The organism is Granulosicoccus antarcticus IMCC3135, assembly GCF_002215215.1.
GTDB lineage: Bacteria > Pseudomonadota > Gammaproteobacteria > Granulosicoccales > Granulosicoccaceae > Granulosicoccus > Granulosicoccus antarcticus.
Map to the genome: position 1 here is coordinate 3384914 of NZ_CP018632.1, position 26116 is coordinate 3411029.

Consider the following 26116-nt stretch of genomic DNA (forward strand, 5'->3'; position numbering starts at 1 on the left):
TCAGGCAGCCTTTTGATCCGGATTTTCTGACTCTTTGTTCTGTTCGTCCGGTTGTGGCTGGCTATCGTTGGCACCTTGTACATCGTCCATATCCCTCATCCAGTCGACGATTGCAGGTTCCGACGTACCGTGAAGCTGTTGAAATTCGCGTTGCAGGCTTTCATGAAATGCACCATTGGTCGATGATGATTGGTCTGGCACTTTCTGGGCATCAGTACCGGGCACTTCTGGCGGCACGCTGTCGAGCTGCTGCTTGTCATCAAGTCCCAGCTCTTTCAGGTTCGGCTCATAACGTGTCCAGTCAATGCCTGCAGCCTCGCAGGTCACGACATCGTTTCTGAAGATGTCCAGCAGGTCGCCGCCGTTTATCGGATCATCCTCTGCCAATCTGTTTTCAGAATCCTGGAAAAGGTTGTTTTTCTCGTCTCCATCGAGCATTTGCAGCGCAGACATATGCCGATCTTCGTTTTGTGAATCACCAGAGAGCACTTCGGTGAGCATGAGACGAGATATCAGCTGACCCCGTGATCCATCCAATTGCAGTTGGTTATCTCTTATCTCTTGACTGCTGATCGCTGTACCTGCGTCAATGGCCACGGGGGGCAGCAATGGGGATGGATCACCGGGGCTTGCCAGTAGCATTTCCTGCTGCTCATCCTGGTTGTTTTGCGGTGTGGGGTCGCTGCCGTTAAGGCCGTCGTCGTTGACCGATACCGTTCCGGTGAACAGCTGATCTGCAGTACTGAGGGTGGCGGTTGGGAGAAGCTGGGAATTGATGTTGAAAATGACAGTTTCTCCGACGGCCAATTCGTCCAGAATCCACGTTACCGTACCTGCCTGCTCATCAACGGTACCGCCATCAGCATCCACAATCGTAATCAGAGCGGGATCGAATCCATGCACAATCGTGACGCCAGTGCCTGTCTGGGTCCCTTGATTATTCACCGTAACGGTGTAGGGCACAGCCTGTGTCGGGGAGGCCTGTTCAATATCATTGTCAATTGTGGCCACGTAATCAGGCGATGCATCGATCTCACCACTGACCTGGTCGCTGTTGTTGGCAAGTTCCGGGTCTTGTCCACGACTGCCATCATCACTAACAACTGGTATCAGCTCAAAGCGATCATTTCGAGTATCCGGATTGGCATCCGTATCTGCAGCTTGCATCATGGCCACCGTGCCGTTTGCGATAAAGCTGAGTTGCTCTCCCACATCAAGCACGTCGACGATCCAGACAACGGTTTGTGTTTCCGGGTTGTACTGTCCGCCAGCGGATAAGGAGCCTGGCTCGCCAAATGTCTCTACAGGCCATGGTGCGCTGACGGTAACGTTGTTTCCGGCATGCGTACCAATGTTCTCAAGACTCAACGTATAAGTGATCGGATCGCCGACTGACAGAGGTGCATCAGCATCGCTTTTTACAGAGATTGCATAATCAGGGACGACAGGCGTCAGCTCGGTACTGGTGCTGGCAGCATATCCGCCAGTCTGGTCTCGTTCACTCGACTCATCACCGTCATTGACATCGATCTGCTGCAGGCTGGACCAGATGAGTGCCGACTCGGTGTTCAGTGCGATGTTGGCAAGTGAGTTATCACTAGTGACAATCGCATCGAAAGTGATGACATGTTGTTCGCCTAATGCAACTCTGTTAAGTACCAGGTCAAGAGTATTGCCGTTGGTGGAGTCTGTTGCATTCACGTCGTTGGCGCTGGAGATGCCATTGATGCGTACCGAGGTAGGCTCAAGGCTAAGCTCTGATGGCAAGAGATTGACCAAAGCAACATCAAAAGCGTCAGTGCCCAGCCCGGTCCCATCATCGGGATTGTGGAGGGTGACGGTAAACGTGACTCGTTGCCCCAGATGTGGGTCGGTGTCGTTGACATCCGATGCCAGCGTCAGTGATGGTTCCAGGATAGTCAGCGATGCTGAGCTGTCTTCAGACAAGCCGTCCAAGGGCCCAAGATTGTTACCATCGCCATCAATATCCCAGGCAAGTCGGGTTGAGGAATCAAGAATGACACCTGCCGTGTTTGAGGCGGTGTCCAGAACTATAGCCCGATAGACAAGAGTGATGGTTTCTGTACTGTTGCTGCTTGAGTCTTGATTGATCAGGTCTCCAAGTTCAAAGACAAGTTCACCGGTATCACCTTTTGCAGGTAGTGTGGTGCCTGATAGATCTGCGGGGCCGGTGGTGCTGATAAGGTTGGTTGAACTGGCACGAATTTCCAGCAATGCGTCGAAAGCGACACCTGTTGGTAGCGTATCGATCAAGGCCAGTTTGTCCATTTCTCCTTCTGGCAGTGAGGCCGTGATTTCCCAGACTACATACTCCCCTGGGACTGCGTCCGCCAGCGTGTTGGCTGTGGAGTCGATACCGGTACTGAGCAGGTGTTTGTCAACATCTGCGATCGAGAAGGTAGATGTAGCCTGGGCGCTGTCCGTGCGCTCATTGGCAGGACTGAGCACGTCGGCGCCGTCATCAAGGTTGTCAGCATCGAGAGAGGACCAGTTGATGGTAGATACGTTGCTGATGGTGTCGCCCACGGGTGTGCCGGTGGATACGGTGCCCGATACGACTATTGTGACTGATTCGTTAATGGCAAGGTCGAAGCTTGAGTGCGAGAGAGACTGCCCATTGAGAGCAAAGCCCTCAACCGGGTTACCTTCTGCATCCAGTGCCGAGATGATGGTCAGCTCGCTGACGCCAGCAGGAAAGGTATCACTGAATGCAACGTCGTAAGCGCTTGAACTAGAGGTATCGCTGTGAGCAATCTGGAAGGTGTAGTGAATCTGGTCGCCATGATCAGAAGGTATTCGCGTGACTGTGTTTTTGACTTCCAGTACTGGCTCGGCAATAGTCAGTGCCGGTGCAAAAGCGTCGGTTACACCATCCTTGGGGCCATTGTTAATACCATCCCCATCGATATCCCATTGGATGTGGACCACATTGTCCGCCAGCTGCTCTCCATTCGATGATGCGGTTTCGTCGTTGTTGGCAAAGGCTCTGTAAGACAGGGTGAGTGTCTGTACGGATGAAAACATTGCATTGTTGGTGACATCGCCCAAAGCAATTGACAGCTGGTTGCTATCGTCGTGTGTCACTGTGATATCGCTGAAGTCACCAAGCCCCAGTGTTGTCCATACACTGCTGCTTGATGGAGTGACAGTGATTGCCTGACTGGTATCCAGTGTGGTACCCGGATCCAGTTGATCAATGATCTCTACCAGATGGGTCGTGCCCTGAGGAATCTCGATGATGACTTCGTACTCGATCCACTCACCGGCAACAACGTCATCTAGTGTGTTGTCAGCATCCTGGATACCTGTGGCAACGATACGTTTAGAGACATCGCCGATGGAAAATCCGGCTGTAGCATCCTTACTGTAACTGCGTTCGGCAGCATCCAGATTGTCGGCATCACCATCTTGCGCTAGGGCACCCGTGCCGGCCTCGGCATCCAGCGATGACCAGGTGATGTGGGCATCGTGTGTGATGGCGGTGCCTTCGACGATGGCTTCGCCCATGGTGCCTTCTATCACCAGAAAGAGTGTATCGCCCAGTCGAATGTCATGGCTGGGGTGTGTGATTGTCCAGCCATTGGCGTCACTGCCGGTGACATTAAAGCCTGTCACGGTGTCGCCATTGGCATCGAGTGCGCTGATGATTCGGACAGCCTCAATCCCTACGGGCAAGGTATTGCTCAGATTGACATCAAAGGCATCACTGCTGGAAGTCGCTGTGTGTTCGATGGTCACTTCGTAGCCAATGGCGTCACCGGTCTCTGAGGGAACCTGTGAGACAAGGTGTGTGATGGCCAATTGTGGCTCAACGATCGTGAGCGTGTCGCTGCCGGTTAATGCAGTGGTATCGGTATTGTCGCCATCGGCGTTGTCATCCCAGACGAAGGCGGAGTGCGAGCCAATGGTGGCTTGATCGACGATCGTGTCTGCTGGTGCATCGGCTGCCTCAAGAGTGGCACGATAGATAATGGTGATGGTGTCATCGATGCTGTCTGCTGTACTGTCGGTACCGTTCTCGGTATTGTTGTTGGTGATGGTGCCCAGATCAAAGCGCACGGTGTCACCGGAGACGGTCGGTGTGGCAGCGGTGGCGTTGGAGAAGATCACGCCGGCAGAGCTTGTGATGGAGACCGGGAAGTCGGCATCGAAGACAAGGCCAGGATCCAGCGTTTCGGTAATGGCAGCCAGTGCTGTGGTGCCTTCGTGAACGGTAATGACCAGAGTGTGTTCGACGAATTCGCCAGCAGCCAATTCTCCATCGACGCCATCAATGCCGGTATCGGTGATTGATCGCGAGAAAGAGGGGCCGTCAACCAGAAAGCTGGCGGTGTCAGAATCTGCACCGGTGGACTGCACGCTCTGGTTACCCTGGGTATCGTCGCCCAGAGACTCCCAGCTCAGGGAGGCGGTATCGGTAATCGTGATGTTGGCAGAAGCTTGTGTGTTGACGGTGGCATCCAGCAGCAAGGTGACGGTATCACCCAGTGCCAGATCAAAATCGGGCAGAGTGACGGTCTGACCATTCGGGGACACCACTGCATTGATGAGATTGCCGTTGTTATCAATGGTCGAGACAATCACCGCATTCTGTAGTTCTGTCGGCAGAGTGGTGGTGACGGCGGCATCAAACGCACCGACCTCGGAGTTGGTGGTGTGCTCGACGACAATTTCATAGCGCAGAACATCACCGGCATCCACCGCTGTTGTCGGGTTGGCTGGATTGATGAGTGTTTCAGTGAGTACAAGTTCGGTCGAACGCACGGTCACAGGCTCGGCTGTGATGCTTGTAGCGCCGTCCACGGGATCATTGCGATCATTGTTGCCGTCGATATCCCAACGCACGTTGACGGTGCTGGAAAGCATATCTCCTGAGTTGGCAGTGCTGACAACGGTCGCGGAGTCTGCGACAAAGGCGCGATAAGCAATGGTCAGTGTTTCATTGGTGCTACCGCTGGCAGCATTGCTGACGTTGCCCAGATCGACACTCAGCGTGCGGGTGCTGTCATCCCAGGCCGGGGTGACATCTGTAAAGTTGCCCAGATCGGTGGACAGTAGTGAAGCGTTGGAAGCGGTGACACTGAATGGCCCTGTCGGATCGAAGACCAGTCCGGCGTCCAATTGATCAGTCACCAGAGCCAGATCCATATCGCCCTGAGGGATGTCGACCATGATCTGGTAATCGATCCATTCACCGGCAACCACTTCATCGATGGCATTGCTGATGCCGGTGGCGACGATCTGCTTGACGACATCACCCAGAGAGAAACTGGCTTCATTGTCTGCAGTGTAAATTCGTTCGGCGGCGTCCAGATTATCGGCGTCGCCGTCTTGCGCTATGGCGCCCGTGCCGGCCTCGGCATCCAGGGATGACCAGGTGATATGGGCATCATGGGTGATGGCCGTGCCTTCGACGATGGCCTCGCCCATAGTACCTTCAATGAGCAGAGTCAGAGTGTCACCCTGGAGAATATCGTGGCTGGGGTGTGTGACGGTCCAGCCCGTGGTATCACTGCCGGTGATGGTAAAGCCTGTGACGGTGTCGCCATTGGCATCGAGGGCGCTGATGATGTTGACGGCCTCGATTCCCACGGGCAAGGCATCGATCAGGTTGACATCAAAAGCATCGCTGGTGGAGGATGGTGTGTGCGCGACGTTGATGTTATAGCGAATGGTGTCGCCAGTATCCGAAGGAACCTGCGAGACGACATGGGTGATGGCCAGCCGTGGCTCAACGATGGTGAGCGTGTCGTTGCCGGTTAATGCCGTGGTATCGGTATTGTCGCCATCAGCGTTATCATCCCAGACAAAGGTGGAGATCGAGCCAATGGTGGCTTGATCAACGAGCGTGCCTGCTGGTGCATCGTTTGCATCCAGAATGGCACGATAGATAATCGTGACGGTGTCATCGGTGCTGTCAGGTGTGCCGTTGGTGCCGTTCTCGGTATTGCTATTGGTGATGGTGCCCAGATCAAAGCGGATGGTGTCACCGGAGACGATCGGTGTGGCAGCTGTCGCGTTGGAAAAGGTGACGCCGCTAGAGCTTGTGATGGAGACCGGGAAGTCGGCATCGAAGACAAGGCCGGGATCCAGAGTTTCGGTAATGGCGGCTAGCGGTGTAGTGCCTTCGTGAACGGTAATGACCAGAGTGTGTTCAACGAACTCACCAGGGGCGAGTTCGCCATCGGTTCCATCAATGCCGGTATCGGTGATTGAACGTGAGAAGGCAGGGCCATCGACCAGAAAGCTAGCGGTGTCAGAATCTGCACCGGTGGACTGAACGCTCTGCTTGCCCTGGGTATCGTCGCCGAGAGATTCCCAGGTCAAAGAGGCGGTATCAGTAATCGTCAGGTTGGCCGAGGCTTGTGTGTTGACGGTGGCATCCAGCAGCAGGGTCACGGTATCACCTAGTGCCAGATCAAAATCGGGCAGTGTGACGGTCTGACCATCCGGGGACACCACTGCATTTATGGGGTTGCCGTTGTTGTCGGTGGCCGAGACAACCACCGCATTCTGCAGCTCTGTCGGCAGTGTGGTGGTGACGGCGGCATCAAAGGCACCGACCTCGGAGTTGGTGGTGTGTTCAACGACAATCTCATAGCGCAGGATATCGCCGGCATCCACCGCGGTTGTCGGGCTGGTTGGATTGATCAGTGTTTCACTGATTTCAAGCTCAGTTGATCGCACGGCCACGGGTTCGGCTGTGATGCTTGTAGCACCGTCTACCGAGTCATTGCGATCATTATTACCGTCGATATCCCAACGGACATTGACGGTGCTGGAAAGAGCATCACCTGAATTCGCGGTACTGACAACGGTCGCTGAGTCGGCGACAAAGGCGCGATAGGCGATGGTCAGTGTTTCAATGGTGCTACCGGTGGCAGTATTACTGACGTTGCCCAGATCCACACTCAGCGTGCGAGTGCTGTCATCCCAGGTCGGGGTGACATTCGTAAAATCGCCCAGATCGGTTGAGAGCAGTGAGGCGTTGGAGGCGGTGACACTGAATGGCCCTGTCGGATCGAAGACCAGTCCAGCATCCAGTTGATCAGTGACCAGTGCCAGATCCATATCGCCCTGAGGGATATCGATAATGATCTGGTAGTCGATCCATTCACCGGAAACCACGTCATCGAGGGTGTTGCTGGCATCGTTGATGCCGGTGGCGACGATCTGCTTGACGACATCGCCCAGAGAGAATGAGGCTTCATTATCAGCGCTATAGCTGCGTTCGGCGGCGTCCAGATTGTCGGCATCGCCGTCTTCAGCTATCGGACCAATACCGGCCTCAGCATCCAGGGATGACCAGGTGATATTGGCGTCATGTGTGATGGCACTGCCTTCGACGATGGCCTCCCCCATGATGCCTTCGATGACCAGGTCCAGAGTGTCGCCCTGGAGGATATCGTGGCTGGGGTGTGTGACGGTCCAGCCCGTGGTATCACTGCCGGTGATGGTAAAACCTGTCACGGTGTCACCATTGGCATCGAGGGCGCTGATGATGTTGACGGCCTCGATTCCCACGGGCAAGGCATCGATCAGGTTGACATCAAAGGCATCGCTGGTAGAGGAGGGTGTGTGCGCGACGCTGATGTCATAGCGAATGGTATCGCCGGTATCCGAAGGAACCTGCGAGACGGTATGGGTGATGGCCAGTTGTGGCTCAACGATGGTGAGTGTGTCGTTGCCGGTTAATGCCGTGGTATCGGTATTGTCGCCATCGGCGTTGTCATCCCAGACAAAGGCGGAGTTTGAGCCAATGGTGGCTTGATCAACGAGCGTGCCTGTTGGGGCATCAGCTGCATCCAGAATGGCGCGATAGATAATCGTGACAGTATCATTGGTGCTGTCAGCTGTGCCGTCGGTGCCGTTCTCAACATTGCTGTTGGTGATGGTGCCCAGATCAAAGCGCACGGTGTCACCGGAGAGTGTTGGGGTTGTGGCGGTAGCATTGGAGAAGGTGACACCGGCAGAGCCTGTGATGGAGACAGGAAAATCGGTATCGAAGACGAGGCCGGAATCCAGAGTTTCGGTAATGGCGGCTAGTGGTGTGGTGCCTTCGTGCACGGTGATGACCAGGGTGTGTTCCACAAATTCACCGACTGCCAGTTCGCCATCGATCCCATCAATGCCGGTATCGGTGATTGAACGTGAGAAGGCAGGGCCATCGACCAGAAAGCTGGCGGTGTCAGAATCGGTGCCGGTGAACTGCACGCTCTGGTTGCCCTGGGTATCGTCGCCCAGAGACTCCCAGGTGAGGGATGCGGTATCAAGAACGGTCGCATTGGCTGAAGCCTGTGTCGTCACGGTTGCCTCAACAAGCAGCACGATGTGTTCGCCAAGAGCCAGATCGAAATCCGGATTGAGTACTGTCAGTCCGTCAGGCGAAACTGTAAACCCTGTAACGTTTGTACCGCTGCTGTCAAGAGCAGAGAGAATGATCGCATTGTTGAGTTCGTCTGGAAGTGTATTGACAAATGCGACATCAAAAGCGCCCACTTCAGAGTCAGGTGTGTGGTTGATATCGACCTGGAACTGCATGACATCGCCAGCGTCGACAGCCTGGGTTGATATCGGTGAAATCAGCGTGTCGGTGACTGTCAGCTCGCTGGCCTGAAACGTCACAGGTGCAACGACGGTCGTTGTCAGACCATCAACCGTATCAGTACGATCACCATCATCATTGATATCCCACTGTACTGTGACAGTGCTGGCCAGAGTATCTGCTGAGGCGGTAGTACTGACAACGGTCGCGGAGTCTGCGACAAAGGCGCGATAGGCAATGGTCAGTGTTTCATTGGTGCTACCGGTGGCCGTGTTGCTGACGTTGCCCAGATCGACACTCAGCGTGCGAGTGCTGTCATCCCAGTTCGGGGTGACATCTGTAAAGTTGCCCAGATCTGTTGAGAGCAGTGAGGTGTTGGAGGCGGTGACACTGAATGGCCCTGTCGGGTCAAACACCAGTCCGGCATCCAGCTGGTCAGTGATCAGAGCCAGGTCCATATCGCCTTGAGGGATATCGATAATGATCTGATAGTCGATCCATTCACCGGCAACCACTTCATCGATGGCATTGCTGGCATCGTTGATACCAGTGGCAACGATCTGCTTGACGACATCGCCCAGAGAGAAGCTGGCTTCATTGTCTGCAGTGTAAATTCGTTCGGCGGCGTCCAGATTATCGCCATCACCGTCTTCTGTGGTTGCGCCCGGGCCTGTCTGCGCATCCAGGGATGACCAGGTGATGCTGGCATCATGCGTGATGGCGGTGCCTTCGACGATGGCTTCCCCCATGGTGCCTTCGATGAGCAGAGTCAGAGTGTCACCCTGGAGAATATCGTGACTGGGGTGTGTGACGGTCCAGCCGGCGGCGTCACTGCCGGTGAGAGTAAAGCCTGTGACGGTGTCGCCATTGGCATCAAGGGCGCTGATGATATTGACGGCCTCAATGCCGGCCGGTAGGGCATCGATCAGGTTGACATCAAAAGCATCGCTGGTTGAGGATGGTGTGTGCGCGACGTTGATGTTATAGCGAATGGTGTCGCCAGTATCCGAAGGAACCTGCGAGACGACATGGGTGATGGCCAGCCGTGGCTCAACGATGGTGAGTGTGTCGTTGCCGGTCAGGGCTGTAGTATCGGTATTGTCGCCATCAGCGTTGTCATCCCAGACAAAGGCGGAGTTTGAACCAATGGTGGCTTGATCAACGAGCGTACCTGCCGGGGCATCAGCTGCATCCAGAATGGCGCGATAGATAATCGTGACGGTGTCATTGGTGCTGTCAGGTGTACTGTCGGTGCCATTCTCAACATTGCTGTTGGTGATGGTGCCCAGATCAAAGCGCAGGGTGTCACCGGAGACGGTCGGTGTAGTGGCTGTCGCGTTGGAAAAGGTGACGCCGCTAGAGCTTGTGATAGAGACCGGGAAGTCGGCATCGAAGACCAGGCCGGCATCGAGTGTTTCAGTAATGGCGGCTAGCGGTGTAGTGCCTTCGTGAACGGTAATGACCAGAGTGTGTTCAACGAACTCACCAGGGGCCAGTTCGCCATCGGTTCCATCAATGCCGGTATCGGTGATTGAACGTGAGAAGGCAGGGCCATCGACCAGAAAGCTGGCGGTGTCAGAATCTGCACCGGTGGACTGCACGCTCTGGTTACCCTGGGTATCGTCGCCCAGAGACTCCCAGGTCAGGGAGGCGGTATCGGTGATGGTGACATTGGCAGAGGCTTGTGTGTTGACGGTGGCATCCAGCAGCAGGGTCACGGTATCACCTAGTGCCAGATCAAAATCGGGCAGAGTGACGGTCTGGCCATCAGGGGACACCACTGCATTGATGGGGTTGCCGTTGTTGTCGGTGGCCGAGACAACCACCGCATTCTGCAGCTCTGTCGGCAGTGTGGTGGTGACGGCGGCATCAAAGGCACCGACCTCGGAGTTGGTGGTGTGTTCAACGACAATCTCATAGCGCAGGATATCGCCGGCATCCACCGCGGTTGTCGGGCTGGTTGGATTGATCAGTGTTTCACTGATTTCAAGCTCAGTTGATCGCACGGCCACGGGTTCGGCTGTGATGCTTGTAGCACCGTCTACCGAGTCATTGCGATCATTATTACCGTCGATATCCCAACGGACATTGACGGTGCTGGAAAGAGCATCACCTGAATTCGCGGTACTGACAACGGTCGCTGAGTCGGCGACAAAGGCGCGATAGGCGATGGTCAGTGTTTCAATGGTGCTACCGGTGGCAGTATTACTGACGTTGCCCAGATCCACACTCAGCGTGCGAGTGCTGTCATCCCAGGTCGGGGTGACATTCGTAAAATCGCCCAGATCGGTTGAGAGCAGTGAGGCGTTGGAGGCGGTGACACTGAATGGCCCTGTCGGATCGAAGACCAGTCCAGCATCCAGTTGATCAGTGACCAGTGCCAGATCCATATCGCCCTGAGGGATATCGATAATGATCTGGTAGTCGATCCATTCACCGGAAACCACGTCATCGAGGGTGTTGCTGGCATCGTTGATGCCGGTGGCGACGATCTGCTTGACGACATCGCCCAGAGAGAATGAGGCTTCATTATCAGCGCTATAGCTGCGTTCGGCGGCGTCCAGATTGTCGGCATCGCCGTCTTCAGCTATCGGACCAATACCGGCCTCAGCATCCAGGGATGACCAGGTGATATTGGCGTCATGTGTGATGGCACTGCCTTCGACGATGGCCTCCCCCATGATGCCTTCGATGACCAGGTCCAGAGTGTCGCCCTGGAGGATATCGTGGCTGGGGTGTGTGACGGTCCAGCCCGTGGTATCACTGCCGGTGATGGTAAAACCTGTCACGGTGTCACCATTGGCATCGAGGGCGCTGATGATGTTGACGGCCTCGATTCCCACGGGCAAGGCATCGATCAGGTTGACATCAAAGGCATCGCTGGTAGAGGAGGGTGTGTGCGCGACGCTGATGTCATAGCGAATGGTATCGCCGGTATCCGAAGGAACCTGCGAGACGGTATGGGTGATGGCCAGTTGTGGCTCAACGATGGTGAGTGTGTCGTTGCCGGTTAATGCCGTGGTATCGGTATTGTCGCCATCGGCGTTGTCATCCCAGACAAAGGCGGAGTTTGAGCCAATGGTGGCTTGATCAACGAGCGTGCCTGTTGGGGCATCAGCTGCATCCAGAATGGCGCGATAGATAATCGTGACAGTATCATTGGTGCTGTCAGCTGTGCCGTCGGTGCCGTTCTCAACATTGCTGTTGGTGATGGTGCCCAGATCAAAGCGCACGGTGTCACCGGAGAGTGTTGGAGTTGTGGCGGTGGCGTTGGAGAAGGTCACGCCGGCAGAGCTTGTGATGGAGACAGGGAAGTCGGCATCGAAGACCAGACCGGGATCCAGAGTTTCGGTAATGGCGGCTAGTGGTGTGGTGCCTTCGTGAACGGTGATGACCAGGGTGTGTTCAACAAATTCACCGACTGCCAGTTCGCCATCGATTCCATCAATGCCGGTATCAGTGATTGAACGTGAGAAGGCAGGGCCATCGACCAGAAAGCTGGCGGTGTCAGAATCGGTGCCGGTGAACTGCACGCTCTGGTTGCCCTGGGTATCGTCGCCCAGAGACTCCCAGGTGAGGGATGCGGTATCAGTAATCGTCAGATTGGCCGAGGCTTGTGTGTTGACGGTAGCATCCAGCAGCAGAGTGACGCTATCACCCAGTGCCAGATCAAAATCAGGCAGAGTGACGGTCTGACCATTCGGGGACACCACTGCATTGATTGGATTGCCGTTGTTGTCGATGGCCGATACAATCACCGCATTCTGGAGTTCGGTTGGCAGTGTGGTGGTCACGGCAGCATCAAAGGCACCAACCTCGGAGTTGGCCGTGTGTTCAACGACAATCTCATAGTGCAGGACATCACCGGCATCCACTGCGGTTGTCGGGCTGGCTGGATTAACCAGCGTTTCAGTTATATCAAGCTCGGTCGATCGTACGGTCACGGACTCGGCTGTGATGGTTGTAGAGCCGTCCACGGGATCATTGCGATCATTATTGCCGTCGATATCCCAACGTACATTGACGGTGCTGGAAAGAGTATCCCCTGAGTTGGCAGTACTGACAGCGGCTGCCGAGTCAGCGACAAAGGCACGATAGGCAATGGTCAGTGTTTCAACGGTGTTACCCGTGGCAGCGTTGTTGACGTTGCCAAGATCCACACTCAGCGTACGGGTGCTGTCATTCCAGTTCGGGGTGATATCCGCAAAGTTGCCCAGATCAGTGGACAGTAGTGAAGCGTTGGAAGCGGTGACACTGAAAGGCCCGGTCGGGTCAAACACCAGTCCGGCATCCAGCTGATCAGTCACCAGAGCCAGGTCCATATCGCCCTGAGGGATATCGATAATGATCTGATAGTCGATCCATTCACCAGCAACGACTTCATCCAGGGCATTGCTGGCATCGTTGATGCCAGTGGCGACGATCTGCTTGACGACATCACCCAGAGAGAAACTGGCTTCATTGTCAGCGCTATAGCTGCGTTCGACGGCATCCAGGTTGTCGGCATCACCATCTTCTGTGGTTACGCCCGGGCCTGCCTGGGCATCCAGGGATGACCAGCTGATACTGGCATCATGGGTGATAGCGGTGCCTTCGACGATGGAGCCGCCCATGGTGCCTTCGATCACCAGATCCAGGGTATCGCCCTGGAGAATATCGTGACTGGGGTGTGTGATGGTCCAGCCAGCAGCATCACTGCCGGTGACGGTAAAGCCTGTGACGGTGTCGCCATTGGCATCAAGGGCGCTGACAATACTGACAGCCTCTATGCCGACAGGCAGGGCATCGATCAGATTGACATCAAAGGCATCGCTGGTGGAGGACGGTATGTGAGTGACGTTGATGTCATAGCGAATAGTGTCACCGGTCTCCGAGGGAACTTGTGAGACGACATGGGTGATGGCCAGTTGTGGCTCAACGATGGTGAGTGTGTCGCTACCGGTTAATGCCGTGGTATCGGTATTGTCGCCATCAGCGTTGTCATCCCAGACAAAGGCGGAGTTTGAGCCAATAGTGGCTTGATCTACGAGCGTGCCTGTTGGGGCATCGTTTGCATCCAGAATGGCGCGATAGATAATCGTGACGGTGTCATCGGTGCTGTCAGGTGTGCCGTTGGTGCCGTTCTCGGTATTGCTATTGGTGATGGTGCCCAGATCAAAGCGGATGGTGTCACCGGAGACGATCGGTGTGGCAGCTGTCGCGTTGGAAAAGGTGACGCCGCTAGAGCTTGTGATGGAGACCGGAAAGTCGGCGTCGAAGACCAGACCGGGATCCAGAGTTTCGGTAATGGCGGCTAGTGGCGTGGTGCCTTCGTGGACGGTAATGACCAGGGTGTGTTCAACGAACTCCCCAGGAGCCACTTCGCCATCGGTGCCATCAATACCGGTATCGGTGATTGAACGTGAAAAGGCAGGACCATCGACCAGAAAGCTTGCGGTGTCAGAATCTGCGCCGGTGGATTGCACGCTCTGGTTACCCTGGGTATCGTCGCCCAGAGACTCCCAGGTGAGGTTGGCGGTATCGGTGATGGTGATGTTGGCAGAAGCTTGTGTGTTGACGGTGGCATCCAGCAGCAGAGTGACGGTATCACCCAGTGCCAGATCAAAATCGGGCAAAGTGACAGTCTGACCATCCGGGGACACCACTGCATTGATGGGGTTGCCGTTGTTGTCGGTGGCCGAGACAACCACCGCATTCTGCAGCTCTGTCGGCAGTGTGGTGGTGACGGCGGCATCAAAGGCACCAACCTCGGAGTTGGCCGTGTGTTCAACGACAATCTCATAGTGCAGGACATCACCGGCATCCACAGGGGTGGTAGGCGTTGGTGAAATCAGAGTCTCGGAAATGCTCAGCTCAGTTGCCTGGAAAGTCACAGGGGCAACGGTGGTGCCGGTGCTCCCATCAAGGGTATCAGTACGATCACCATCACCATTGATATCCCACTGTACCGTGACGGTGCTGGCCAGGGTATCTGCCGAGGCGGCAGTACTGACAGCGGCTGCCGAGTCGGCGACAAAGGCGCGATAGGCAATGGTCAGTGTTTCATTGGTGGTACCGGTGGCAGAGTTTGTGACGTTGCCCAGATCCACACTCAACGTGCGAGTGCTGTCATCCCAGTTGGGGGTAATATCTGTAAAGTTGCCCAGATCGGTGGACAGCAGTGAGGCGTTGGAAGCGGTAACGCTGAATGGGCCCATCGGATCGAAGACCAGGCCGGCATCCAGTTGGTCGGTCACCAGAGCCAGATCCATATCGCCCTGAGGGATATCGACAATGATCTGATAGTCGACCCACTCGCCAGCGACGACTTCATCGAAGGCATTGCTGGCATCGTTGATACCGGTGGCGACGATCTGCTTGACGACATCACCCAGAGAGAAAGAGGCTTCATTGTCTGCAGTGTAAATTCGTTCGGCGGCGTCCAGGTTGTCGGCATCACCGTCTTCTGTGGTTGCGCCCGGGCCTGCCTCGGCATCCAGGGATGACCAGCTGATACTGGCATCATGGGTAATAGCGGTGCCTTCGGCGATGGCCTCACCCATAGTACCCTCGATCACCAGAGTCAAAGTATCGCCCTGAAGAATATCGTGACTGGGGTGTGTGATCGTCCAGCCAGCGGCGTCACTGCCGGTGAGGGTAAAGCCTGTGACGGTGTCGCCATTGGCATCCAGGGCGCTGACTATACTGACAGCCTCGATGCCAACTGGTAGAGCATCGATCAGGTTGACATCAAAGGCATCGCTAGTGGAGGAAGGGGTGTGAGCGATGTTGATGTTATAGCGAATGGTGTCACCGGTATCCGAAGGAACCTGTGAGACGACATGGGTGATGGCCAGTTGTGGTTCGACGATGGTGAGCGTATCGCTGCCGGTTAATGCGGTGGTGTCGGTATTATCACCATCGGCGTTGTCATCCCAGATAAAGGCGGAGTTCGAATCAATAGTGGCTTGATCAACGAGCGTGCCTGTTGGTGCATCATCTGCCTCTAGAGTGGCACGATAGATAATGGTGATGGTGTCATCGATGCTGTCAGGTGTACCGTCGGTGCCGTTCTCGGTATTGGTATTGGTGATGGTGCCCAGATCAAAGCGCACGGTGTCACCCGAAAGGGTCGGCGTGGCAGCGGTTGTGTTGGAGAAGCTGACACCGGCGGAGCTTGTGATTGAGATCGGGAAATCAGCGTCGAAGACCAGACCTGGGTCCAGTGTTTCGGTAATGGCGGCTAGTGGTGTTATGCCTTCGTGGACGGTAATGACCAAGGTGTGTTCAAGGAACTCACCGAGAGTCAGTTCCCCATCGCTGCCATCAATACCGGTATCGGTGATTGAACGTGAGAAGGCAGGCCCGTCGACCAGGAAGCTGGCGGTGTCAGAATCTGCGCCGGTGGACTGAACACCCTGCTTACCCTGGGCATCGTCGCCCAGAGACTCCCAGCTCAAAGAGGCAGAATCAGTAATCGTCAGATTGGCAGAGACTTGAGTGTTGACGGTGGCATCCAGCAGCAGGGTCACTGTGTCACCCAGTGCCAGATCAAAATCGGGTAGGGTGACAGTCTGACCATCAGGGGACATCACTGCATTGATGAGATTACCGTTGTTGTCGGTGGCCGAGACAATCACGGTATCCTGCAGTTCGGGTGGCAGAGTGGTAGTCACTGATGCATCAAAGGCACTGACATCAGAGCTGGCGGTGTGTTCGACAACTATCTGATAGCGCAGGACATCACCCGCATCTACGGGTGTTGTCGGACTGGCCGGATTAATCAGCGTTTCAGTGATTTCAAGCACAGGCGCACGCACAGTCACGGACTCAGATGTGGCTGTCGCAGAGCCATCTAGCGCATCCGTACGGTCACCATCAGCATTGATATCCCATTGCACCGTGACGGTGCTGGCCAGGGTATCTGCCGGGGTGGCCGTGCTGACAACGGTTGCCGAGTCAGCGACAAAGGCACGATAGGTAATGGTGAGTGTTTCGACGGCGTTGCCGGTAGCAGCGTTGTTGACGTTGCCCAGATCCACACTCAGCGTGCGGGTGCTGTCATCCCAGATCGGTGTGGCATCAGAAAAAAAGCCCAGATCGGTGGATAGCAGTGAACTGTTGGAAGCGGTAACACTGAACGGGCTAGTCGGATCGAAGACCAGGCCGGCATCCAGCTGGTCGGTCACCAGAGCCAGATCCATATCGCCCTGAGGGATATCGATAATGATCTGATAGTCGATCCACTCGCCAGCGACGACTTCATCGAGGGCATTGCTGGCATCGTTGATGCCGGTGGCGACAATCTGTTTGACGACATCAGCCAGCGTAAAGCTGGCTTCATTGTCAGTGCTATAGCTGCGTTCGACGGCATCCAGATTGTCGGCATCACCGTCTTGTGTTACGCCCGGACCTGCCTGAGCATCCAGGGATGACCAGGTAATGCTGGCATCGTGAGTGATGGTTGTGCCTTCGATAAGGGCCTCACCCATGGTGCCTTCGACGATCAGATCCAGGGTGTCTCCCTGGAGAATGTCGTGACCGGGGTGTGTGACCGTCCAGCCAGCGGCATCGCTGCCGGTAATCGTAAAGCCTGTGACGGTGTCACCATTGGTATCAAGGGCGCTGACAATACTGACAGCCTCGATTCCGACAGGTAGAACATCGATCAAATTGACATCAAAAGCATCGCTGGTAGAGGAAGGCGTGTGAGCGACGCTGATGTCATAACGAATGGTGTCACCGGTTTCCGAGGGGATTTGCGAGACCGCATGCGTGATGGCCAGTTGTGGTTCAACGATGGTGAGCGTGTCGTTGCCGGTCAGGGCCGTGGTATCGGCATTGTCGCCATCGGCGTTGTCATCCCAGACAAAGGCGGAGTTCGAGCCAATGGTGGCTTGATCTACGAGCGTACCTGCTGGCGCATCGGCTTCGTCCAGAATGGCGCGATAGATAATGGTGACGGTGTCATTGGTGCTGTCAGGTGTCCCGTCGGTGCCGTTCTCGGTATTGCTATTGGTGATGGTGCCCAGCTCAAAGCGGACGGTATCACCCGAGACGGTTGGTGTGGTCGCCGCTGCATTGGAGAAGCTTACACCGGCAGAGCCTGTGATGGAGACAGGAAAATCGGCATCGAAGACCAGGCCGGCATCGAGTGTTTCAGTAATGGCGGCTAGTGGTGTGGTGCCTTCGTGGACGGTGATGACCAGAGTGTGTTCAACGAATTCGCCAGGAGCCAATTCTCCATCGGTGCCATCAATGCCGGTATCGCTGATCGAGCGTGAGAAGGCGGGGCCATCAACCAGAAAGCTGGCAGTGTCAGAATCTGCCCCAGAGGACTGCACACTCTGCTTGCCCTGCGTATTGTCGCCCAGAGACTCCCAGGTCAAGGAGGCGGTATCGGTGATCGTCAGGTTGGCAGAGGCTTGCGTGCTAACGGCGGCATCCAATAGCAGGGTGACGGTATCGCCCAGTGCCAAGTCAAAATCGGGCAGGGTGACGGTCTGGCCATCCGGAGACACCACGGCGGTTATGAGGTTAGCGTTGTTGTCGGTGGCCGAGATAATCACCGCGTTCTGCAGTTCAGGCGGCAGTGTGGTGGTGACGGAGGCATCGAAGGCACCGAGCTCAGAATTGGCGGTGTGCTCGACGACTATCTCAAAGCGCAGGGCATCACCGGCATCCACAGCAGTGGCAGGCGTTGGTGAAATCAGAGTCTCGGAAATACTCAGCTCAGTCGCCTGGAAAGTCACGGGGGCGACGATGGCGCCGGTACTGCCATCGGCTGGATCAGAACGATCACCATCGCCATTGATATCCCAGACAAATTTGACAGCCGTGGCGAAGGTATCCAGTGAGTTTGCCGTGCTGATAGTCGTGGCATCAACGGCTACAAATACGCGATAACTGAGTGTCAGCGTCTCGATCGAACCAGGCGGCGCGTTATTGACCATATCGCCAAGTTCGAAAGTAACGCGGTTGTTGACAGTGTCATAAGCACCGTTAACGGCTGTGAATCCGCCCGTCAGGTTGGTTGACACATTTGATCCTGCCGTCACCGTGACAGGACCGGATGTATCAAAAACAAGGCCCGCATCCAGCGTGTCCATGATCGCTGCAGCATCAACATCACCGTGTGGCACTTCGATGCTCACTTCATAGTTGACCCACTCACCTGCAACCACTTCATTGCGTGAATTGCTGGTATCTTCGATGCCCGTGGATGTAATCACCTTGGTCATGCTGACCAGGGAAAAATCTGCATTGGCGACATCTGAACCGGATGCCTCCAGAGCATCATTGCCATCGCTGGCAGTGTCTGCATCCAGTGTTGTCCAGTTGATAGTCGCTTCGCTACGCAGTGTGTCTCCAGTGGCAAGCGAGGCACCAGCAGTACCTGACAGAACGAGAGTGTAGGACTCACCGGGTGCAAGATCAAAACCTGTGGGATGTGACAGCGTGTTGGTGCCACCATCAACGACAAATCCAGAAGCACTGACCGGATCACCGTTCTCATCGACAACGCTTGTCAGGACAAGTCCGTCAACACCTGATGGAATCGTATCGGTAAAGCTGACGTCATAGGCAATCGTGTCCGAATCGGTACGTCCGATATCCGAACTGGTGTGGCGAATGACGACCGTATACTCGACCGCATCGCCAGCCTCACCCGGAATGTACGTGACTTCATTGGTGACAATCAGTTCCGGTGCGATAATATCGGTTGATGTGGTTGCAGTGCTTGTGCCGTTGTCGGTACCGGTATCCGATCCGTCGCCATCGACATCCCAGCGTAGTTGTGCACTGGTCTCAAGTGGAGCTGTCGCGACAACATCGGTATCTGCCCAGGCGCGATAGCGAATGGTAATGATTTCAGCATCACCGTTATCCGTTTCGGTATTGCTGATTTCCCCCAACGTGAACGTCAGTGCATTGCTTCCTGTATCAAGACTCGGGCTGGAAGGATCGCCACTGATACTGGTGCCGCTGGCCAGCGTCACCACAGGGGTAAATCCGCTGTCGAGGACCAGGTCTTCGCCAAGGCTGTCGACAATCACGGCATCACGGGTTACGCCTTCAGGCACGGTTACCCTGAGTTCGTATTCGATCCACTCGCCAGCAACAACCTGGCCGGCACTGTTGGTCGTATCATCGATACCGGTAGATACGATGACTTTTTCAAGTTCAGGGGAGGCAATAGTGAGTGTGGCTGATGCATTGGTGCTACCGGTGCCTTCAGCAGACTCATTCCCATCATCGGCGTCACTGTTTGACAGCGTGTCCCAGTCCAGTGTCGCCACATTGGATATGCTGGATCCTGCAACCGTTGATGAATCGAGTGTCCCGCTCACTACCAGAGTGATCGAATCGCCATGGGCGAGTGTGAATTCGCTGTTGCTGACCTCGTTGCCTGTGACGATGAAATCACCGGTAAGATCCCCGGCTGTATCAAGTGTTGCCGAGACGACTGTTACGCCTGACAGATTGTCTGGTAACAGATCAAGGAATGAGGCGTCCCGCGCATCGGCTGTAGAGCTCGCGGTATGCTCGATAACATACGTGTACTCCACGGTGTCACCACTGTCCGCCGGTGTCGTCGTCACATTCTGACTAAGGCTGAGAAGCGGATGGATAACCGTCAGTGATTCGCTTTTCTGTAGCTTGCCATCAATCAAGTCAGTATTAGCCGAATCATCATTGGTATCCCATACCAGTGCTGCATTGGCCGTGAGCGTATCGCCGTCTGCAACGCCATTACTGGCATAGGCACGGTAGATGATCGTTACGGTGTCGCTGCCGCTGTCGGTTGAGTTGCTATTGTCTATTGTACCCAGATCGAAAGCGACGTTCTGACCTGATAATGCAGCTGTGGCTGCAGAGGCATTGCCTACAGACACACCAGAAGAGCCTGTCACAGTGACAGGGAATGTCGAATCAAATACCAGGTTGGCGGGCAGAGTGTCAGTGATAGCTGTGAGTACCGTGTTGCCTTCGGGAACAGTCACGGTCAGGGCAAACGTGACGTATTCTCCGGCTACAAGCTCACTGTCATCATTGATCGTACTGGTGATGCCAGTATCGACAACGGATCGATCAAAAGTGGGAGACGCCAGTATTGTACTTTGGGTGTCTGAGTCACTACCTGACGTCTCTGTGCTCTCCTCGCCTTGTGCTGCACCGTTGTCAAGACTGGACCAGTTGATGTTGGCGGTATTGGTGATGGTCTTGGTTGCCGCCGTATCGCCGCCAACCGTGGCGTCAACGATTAGCGTTATACTCTCACCCAGCGCAAGGTTCAGATCGGAGGCAGACAGAAGATTGCCAGAATTGCTGAAGTCCGCAGAGCGATCAACTGTATTGTTGTCACTGGCTGACACCAGCACGATACTGTCCAGATCTGCCGGAAAGGTGTTGTCAAATCCGACATCCCAGGCATCGGCTGTAGAGCCTGATTCGTGCTTGATGATGAACTGATAGCGCACTGTATCGTTGGCATCGACTGGGGCGCTCACAATGCTTTGCAGCACCTCCAGGCGAGGTTCGGCAAACACAACGGTGGCGCTATCGCTTGTGCTGCCGTCTCCGGTATCTTCCGAACTGCCGTTAGCTGTAAGGTCCCATGACAGAGTTGCGGTGTTGGTCAGAGTGCTGGGAATACTGCCGCTGGTCACATACGCGCGGTAGTCGATAGTCAGCGTCTCAACGACACCGTCATCGCGATTGCTGTTGGTCAGATTGCCCAGATCAAAGCGCACATCCTGAGCACTTGTCGTTGGCAAGGTCGGTGTGCCTGTAAATGTCACGTCGGCACTACTGGCGGTGATCGTGACTGGAGTTGTGTTATCAAAGGTGATGCCAGCGGGCAGACTGTCTACCAACAATGCTGATGGAACACTGCCTTGCGGAACCGTGATCGTGACTCGATAGTCGATCCACTCGCCGTCAACGACAGTATTCGTGCCGTTGGCGGTGGTCATGATTCCGCTTGCCTGAACCGTTTTTACAATATCAGGCTCGTTGACTGTAAAGGTTGCAGTGCTGCTGTCACTGAACACGGCCTCATCGGCATCGCGTCCGTCATCAGCATCATCACTATCCAGCGTGCTCCAGTTCAGATCGGCGGTATTGTCAACCGGTGTCCCCACGATGACGTTGCCCACCGTGCCTGTGACTGTTACAACAATGACCTCACCTTTAGCCAGATCAAAGTCTGTATTTCTCAGCTCATTGCCAACAATGACGAAACCCGCCGTAGCCGCTGCCGGACCGGTAACCGAGTCAATGGTGGGCGATTCTACCTCGGTAGGCAGTATGTCACTGAGACTGGCATTGAACGCGGTGGTATCCGAGCCTGCGGTGTGCGTGATACGTATCTGATACGTTATATCGTCACCCGCGGCACCTGTTGCGCTGCTTACGATCGTCTTTTCAATCTCAAGCTCTGGTGCAATCACCTGTACCGTTACGGCCGAGTCGCTCTCCTGTGCGGTGGTGTTATCGATTCGCGACCAGCGTATATCTGCGCGGTTGGCCAGAGTGCTGCCGACTGTTGCGGTGGCCAGTACGTAGGCATTGTATCGTACCGTGATGGTTTCGACCGTGCCGTCATCGGTATTGGCATTGAGCACGTCACCCAGATTGAAAGTCACTTCCTGACCACTGGTGCTTGTTGTCACGTTGCTTGTCAGAGCGCCAATCGAACTGCTTATATCAGCCGAGGACGGGGTGACAGATTTGATGGAATGAAAACCAAGGCCGGTATCCAGCGTATCAACAATTCTGGCGTTATCGAGTGTGCCTTCAGGCAGAGTCAGAACGATCTGATACTCGACGTATTCGCCTGCAACTGCCTCGTCAAGCGGATTGTCTCCCAGGTTGTCAATGCCAGTTGATACTAGTGTCTTGACTATACCTGTTGTACTCAGAGTGGCTGTTGCCGTATCGCTCCATTTTGCATTCGATGCGCCGGCGGTATAGTCGGTGCCGCCGTCAAAGGCTGCAAAGGCCAGAATAGCGGCATTGTTTTCCAGTTTGGAATCGGCAGAGGCACTGGAGGCGACGACCAGATCGTATGTGACGATAATGATATTCGAACCATCAGTTACCGCTGTTTCGTTGGCATGACCCGGACCAAGTTCCAGCTCGCTGGATGACAGTGTGAACCCAAGACCTGTGGGATCCGCAGCCCCTGCGGCATCAAACAGCTGACCGGTGACACTCAGCACTGTTCCATCTCCAAGCACGGCACGCAGGTTCAGGCCGCCTGCAGGTATCTCAAAACCTGTCGGACGGTCGTCGTTGATGCGTATGTCGGTGGCTTCAAAACCGCCTGTATTGTGAATGACCAGGGCAAAGCGTACTGTATCGTCGGCATCCACGGTGTCGACGTCCGCATCAACAGGGGTGCTCTCAAGGGCGGCGGAATTGATCGTGCCTGTGAAAGCGGCGCCAGTTGTGCCGGCATCACTGAAGCTGGCGGGCAGAGCGGTTTCGGACAAAATGCCGTTGCTATCCGCATCCAGTGCAACCACACCCTTGCTGATAGACAGAGCAGGTGCCAGAGTTTCAATACTGGCAATCTGTATGTCCGGAGCAATAGGGTTGTTGGTATTGACGTAACTGATCTGCGCCTGGTTGGTCAGAGACAGCCCGTCCTCGAACTTCACATCCTGCGTTGCCGTGGTGAATAGCAGATCGATCGTGCCGCCCGAAGAACCTGGTTCATCAAAACTGTCGAAGTGCCAAGTGACGCTGTTTGAATCGGCGTCGGTGGTTGGGTCAACGATGACCAGCTCTCCGGTGCTGCCATTGACATCAAAGAAGGTGGCTGGAAAGTCGGCCGCGTTCGTGCTCGGCCCAAAACCGTAGCTACCGGCCGCAGGCACGTTGTCAATACCGGTAAAGAATCCGGCGTAACTATAGTCTGCCGGTACGGCAAAGATGGGCAGGGGCAGGTAGTCGGTGACAGTCAGGTTCTCGACATCATTGGTGGGAAGATCAATCGTGATGCGGTAGGTAATTTCCTGGCCGGGTGATAACTCCGGGTCGTTGCTATCAAAATCGTTTGTATCCCCGTCAATGGCATAGATACTCTTGCTTGACTCCGGAGTACTGATAAAGACCGTCGCGGTGCTGTTATCACTGACGGCATTGCCACTGGAGACAAGCGTTGCAGTGACGATCTCGGTATTGGTCAGTTCATCGCCGACATCAACCGATGAGTTTCCGCCAAAATTGGTCGGGTACTGAAAGTTATCCTGGACCTCGGTGCGAAACGTGATTACAACAGTCGTTTTGCCTGACTGCACAGTGTCAGTCGACAGGTCACCGTCCAGTTCACCGGCCATATCAAAGCCACGGGAGATGAGTTCTGCGGATATGTCAAAGTCGACCTGCGTCAGACCCGTGCCTGAATCAATCGATCCCAGCGATACGTTACTGTTGTCCATGGCAGCCTCGCTACTGACTGCGTTATTGTCAAATACACTGAATTTTGCGCTATTGGCAACGAACAGATGACCATCCCCGAAGGTATCAGCGATAGCCAGGTTGTCCAGTGACAGGTAGTCCGATACCTGCACCGCCAGTCGCCATTCCAGCAAGTCCCCGGGAACGGTGCTGGTACGCCCGGCAGCGTTGCCGTCCGAGGTGAGTATGCTGACCGATTTTTGCGTGGCTATGGCATGCGGCTCGATATCATGCTCAGCAAAGTCGCTCAGTGCATTGCCATCGTACTGTGCATCGATGTCGACGCGATTGCTCACTACCCCTGAGGCCAGACCAGTGACAGGGTCAAGGATGGGATTGTTGCTGGCATCAAGTTCGGGCAGATAGCCGTCGTAGCGAATAACGATGTCATCACCGGCAGCGGTGCCCGTTACCGATGAGAAACGCACCTCCAGGGGGTTGGAAGTCGATGTGCCTGTGCTGGCATCGGTCGAACTCAATCCGGCCTGAGTGCCTGAGCCGGTGACGACCAGATTGCCCAGATAGTGTACATCCTCGCCAATAATGTCTTCTATGACGATGTCATTGACGGTCTCGCCGTCGGCGATGTCGACAGTGATCTCCCAGGTAATGGGGTTGTTCGGACCTGTTGCCTGTTCATTTTCAGTACCCACGGCATTGGGCCCTGACGAGTAGGCATCTTTTGTGATGTCCAGTACTGATGGGGTGATCGTTGAGCTGGTCAGTGTGCCAACAATCGCCGGGTCATTATCTGGTGCACCGGCATTGTCGAAAGCATCGGTACCATAGGCAAAGCCTGACTGAGCACGAATGTTCAGTGGTGTCCCCGCCGTCGCACCATCACTTTTGACAAGCGTGGCCGCGAAGGAGATGGTCGCGGCGGGTTGATCTGCAACAAAACTGCCGAATGGGTACTCGACACTGATCCAGTTCATACCATCGATTCCAGGATCTGCCGGCAGAGGTATGGAGTCCGTCAGTGGATGTTCGGTAACGGTGCTGCCAGAACTGTCCTGCCACTCAGCATCGGTTGCATTCCAGGTCAGTTGCGCGCCTGTATCGACTGCTGAGCCCAGATAGGAGGCGCTACCGAGTTCAACGCCCGGTTCTGTAAATATATCCAGATAGGGGGCATAGCCCGTCTCGGTTCCTGAGTTGTCCAGTGAGACTGTGAAGGTGAAAGGCTCGTTGATAGCTGCGTCGGCTGGCAAGCTCAGCGTGGCAGAGGGAGTCGCTGCCAGTAAACCATCGAAGCTGGCGTCTGCTTGTTCCTGAGTAATCACCTCGCTGTTGACCTGACCTGCATGAACTTCCAGGTCAAAATCTCCACCAGAACGGCTGCTGCCTGTTGCATCATCGGAGGCGGCAACATCGGCGCCGGTGTGCAGAGCAATGGCATCGACAAAAGCCAGGCCAGCTTCGCTGTCGGCGGTTTCGCAACCATACAGAAGCAGGTCACCATCACTGCTCAGGCTGTTTCCCCAGGCTTGCAATGTGGACGTCCAGCTATCCAGTGACTCGGCATCGATACGTTCGCTGCCGATACGAATGGCCGCCTCTTCACCATGCGTGAGCAAGTGCAAAGCATCGATATCAGTCTCATTCGCCAAGGCACGAGTGACACCATTGATGGCATCGTTTGCACCGTCCAGAGCATAGACAGTCAATGATGTTGAGCCGTTTTGTGTATCCAGGCGCATCAGCCCCGAGTCGGAATCCTGTTGCCAGTTGGAAGAATCTTGCGCCCCGTCAATATCTGCCAGCAAGTCTTGCCAATCCTTGATAGTGGTATCAACGATGACTACTTCACGCCGAGCTGAGGTGTCATTGAAAAGATCGACGACATCCTGATCCTGTCCATCATTGCCACTTGAGTACAATGTTTGATCAACAGCGTCTGGTGCATCGCTGGACAGTGCGTCAGTCGAGTCGTCAACGGCCAGTACTGCAGCCTCCGCTGCACCGTCCAGCATGATACGAGCTTCCAGTCTGTATCTGGCTCGCGCAGCATGCAAGCCATGTTTCCAGCGGTATGAAGATTCTTCTGTGTTGCGCAGAGCAGGATCGTTTACAGCCATGGGTTTGTGTTGATTGATTGGCATA

At 55.1% G+C, this 26116-nt stretch carries 1 protein-coding gene; it reads right to left on the reverse strand.

The features are described 5' to 3' along the window. Positions 1-26115, reverse strand: a complete 26115-nt coding sequence (locus IMCC3135_RS14600) for an isopeptide-forming domain-containing fimbrial protein (RefSeq protein WP_088918294.1) — start codon at positions 26113-26115, stop codon at positions 1-3. Between the last annotated feature and the right edge of the window lies 1 nt (position 26116).

Coding starts and splice junctions, on each gene's coding strand:
- IMCC3135_RS14600 (WP_088918294.1), bottom strand. CDS start 26,115: ATGCCAATCAATCAACACAAACCCATGGCTGTAAACGATCCTGCTCTG.